Below are 3084 nucleotides of genomic sequence, written 5' to 3'. Positions count from 1 at the left end.
GACGGGGAGTCGGCCGGGGGGCCGGATATCGGGGCAGGCGCCGAGGACACGGACGTGGATGCCGTGGAAGACGCCGAGGGCACTGCCGCGGACGGTACCGCGGGGAGCGCCGAGGGCACCGGGGAGGCCACGGCCGAGGTAGCCGCCGCCGAACTGTCCGAGGCCGCCGCCGAGTTGCTGGCGCAGCGGCTGGAGCGGGAGCGGATCGAGCGGCGGAAGGCGGAGAAGGCCGGGCCCATCGTGGCCGGGACCAAGCTCAGCGGGACGGCCGCCGATCTGCTCGCGGCGGTACGGGCCGTGGAGAGCGGCGAGAAGCCCGTGTCCGTCCCCTCCGCCAAGCCGGAGCCCGCCCCACGCCCGACCGCCGCCGCCCCGGAGGCGGTACGGCGGCCACAGCCCGACGCGACCGAACCCGGCGCCCCCGCCACCGAGACCGTCGAGTCCGTACGGCGGGTGCTGGCCGAGGGCGGCGCGCCCGAGACGCTCGCGGCACAGGTCGCGGCGGCGCTCGGCGAGGGCGGTGACGATCAACTCCGCGAGGATCCCTGGCAGTTGCTGCGCGTCCCGGGTGTGCGGCCCGAACAGGCGGACGGGTTCGCGCGGGCACTGCTCGGCGCCGAGTGCGCGCCGGACGACGAGCGGCGCGGCCGGGCCGTCGTCGGCTGGCTCCTGGAGCAGGCGGCGCTGGCCGGGCACACGGCCCTGGAGGCGTCGGCATTGACGGCCGCGCTGGGAAAGCAAGGGGTGCCCGACCCGGACGCGGCGACACAGAGCGCCATCGCCGAGGGCGAAGTGCTGCTCTTCCAGGACGCGTTGGACGAGCCCGCGGTCCCGGTGCAGCGGACGGACGACGTGTCCGACTCCGATGAGGACGCGGTGGTCGAGGAGCGTCCCGTCCGTGTGCTGATCGGCCTGGAGCGGTACGCGCTGGCCGAGGAGAGCCTCGCCGACGGACTCGCCAAGCTGATCAACTCGGTGCCGAAGGAGGACGGTTCGGAAGCGGAGTGGGAGCGGGCGGGTGCCGCCAAGGGATCCACCGGCGAGCTGATCCGCGCGGTCGCGGGGCACGGCCTGGTGCTGCACACCGGCGGTGAGGCGTCCTTGGAGGAACCGGCGGCACTGCTCGGCGCCGCTGCGGGCTTCGGGCTGCGCGCCTGGGCCGCCGCGCACGGTCCGGTCGGCCGGGACCGGTTCGCCGCACTGCTGGCCCAGTCCGCCGAGGCGGAAGGCGCGGCCTCGGACGACGGCCCCCGTGCCGCCACCGTCGCCGGGCTGCTGTCCGGTGCCGAAGGGCCCGGGCGGGACACCGACGGCGCCCTCGATCTGGACCTTCTCGTCGTGCTCGACGCGCCTCAACTGGACGTCGAGACGGCGGCGTTGCTCACCGAGTCACTGCCGGACGGAGCGCGGCTGGTGCTGACCGGCGACCCGGCGGTGTTGTGGTCGGCGGGTCCGGGGCGGGTCTTCGCCGATCTGCTCGCGTCGAGGGCCTGCCCCCAGGTCGTCTCGCGGCGACCGGATCTCGGTCCCGTGGGTGAACTCGTCTCGGGCATCGGCATCGGCGAGCTCAACCAGGTGGAGGCCCCCGGCAAAGAGGTCGTGATCGTGCCGGTGCGGGACGCCGGTGAGGCCGTGCACCGGACCGTGCAGCTCGTCGCCGACTCGGTGCCGCGGGTGATCGGCGTCCCGTCCGAGCAGACGGTGGTGATCACACCGGGCCACGGCGGCGCGGCGGGCACCCGTGCCCTGAACGTGGCGCTGAAGGAGCGCCTCAACCCCGGCCCCGGCCGCTTCGGCGGCTTCGACCCCGGCGACCGGATCGCGTACTCCCCCGCCCCGGGACGTACGGTCTCCGGCAAGGTGCTGATGGCCGACGCCAAGGGGCTTCATCTCGACTGCCCCGACGGCCTGGTCGTCGTACCGAAGGAGCGGGTGGAGCAGTCCGTGCGGCACGGGTGGGCGCTGACCGCGCACCAGGCGGTGGGAGTGCGGTGGCCCGCGGTGGTCGTGGTGCTGCCCGGGGACGCGGCGCAGGCGCTCAGCCGCCCCTGGGTGTACACGGCGTTCAGCCGGGCGGACCGGCACCTGTCCGTGGTGCACGGCGTGGACCAGGCGCTCCCTCGAGCCGTCGCCGAGGTGCCGGCCAAGCCGCGCACGACCCGGCTGCCGGTGCTGTTGCGTCCGCAGGTTCCGGCGGGGGTCTGAACCGGGCGGCGGACGACGGCAACGCGTCACGAAGGTCTGAGCCGGACGACCGACAGCGGCAGTCGCGCTACGGAGGTCTGGGTCGGACGGCCGACGACCACAGTCACGTCACGCGGCCCGAGCCTCACGACCGGCGGCTACGCCCGTCCCGCAGGTCTGAGGCGAACAGCCGACAACCACGGCCGCGCGACGGCAGTCCGAGCCGGACGACCGACGACCACGGTCGCGGCGGACCGAGCCGGACGACAGACGGCGGCGGTCGCGGAGGGGATGTCTCCGTGACCGCCGCCGTCCGTCGTCGCGACAGCGGGGCGCGGTGCGGATCAGCGGTCCGCTTCCAGCGCCTCCAGGTCCTCGTCCTCGTCGAGATCGGCGTCCAGGTCGGGATCGAGTTCGTCCTCGGCCTCGTCCACCTCGTCGATGTCGTCCAACTCGTCGTTGATCTCGTCGTCGAAGACCGCGCTGACGTCGAAGCGGCACACCACCCGCTGCGGGTCGACGCCCTCGAAGGGGGCCTCCAGCCAGGCGCCGGGTTCGGCCGTCTCGTCGGCGGCGGTCACCCACAGCGTGGAGTCGCCCTCCTCCAGGCCGAACTCCTTGGGCCGGGAGGCGATCTCGTCCGCCTCGAACTCGTCGAAGAGGATGCCGAGCGCACCGTGGATCGTGCCGGAGGCCTCCGTGCCCGTGCCGTCGCCGACCGCCGCCTCGACCCGCTGCGCCTGGGCCAGCAGCCGCTGCGGCTCCGCCACGGCGTAGTCACGGCGGATCAGCACGCTCACCGCGTTCGGCTCCTCGGGGCCGGTGTACGGCGGCAGGGAGTCGTCGGTACCGGGGATCTCGAAAGGCGTGACCTCGTCATAACGGTCGTAGAGCAGCTCG

2 protein-coding genes are annotated in these 3084 nt (G+C 74.4%); one reads left to right on the top strand and one right to left on the bottom strand.

Annotation, left to right across the window (positions count from 1 at the left end):
- On the top strand, positions 1–2205 hold a 2205-nt coding region (locus JHN63_RS50375; protein WP_234478920.1), incomplete at its 5' end, for an ATP-dependent RecD-like DNA helicase.
- 323 nt (positions 2206–2528) lie between these two features.
- Here JHN63_RS50375 and JHN63_RS50370 read toward each other — a convergent pair.
- The coding region (locus JHN63_RS50370; protein ID WP_200691835.1) for a hypothetical protein at positions 2529–3084 on the bottom strand (556 nt) is incomplete at its 5' end.

The organism is Streptomyces sp. MBT65 (genome assembly GCF_016612545.1).
Classification (GTDB): domain Bacteria; phylum Actinomycetota; class Actinomycetes; order Streptomycetales; family Streptomycetaceae; genus Streptomyces.
The sequence above is the reverse complement of the archived record's forward strand: the minus strand, read 5'-3'. Positions and strand labels throughout refer to the sequence as shown.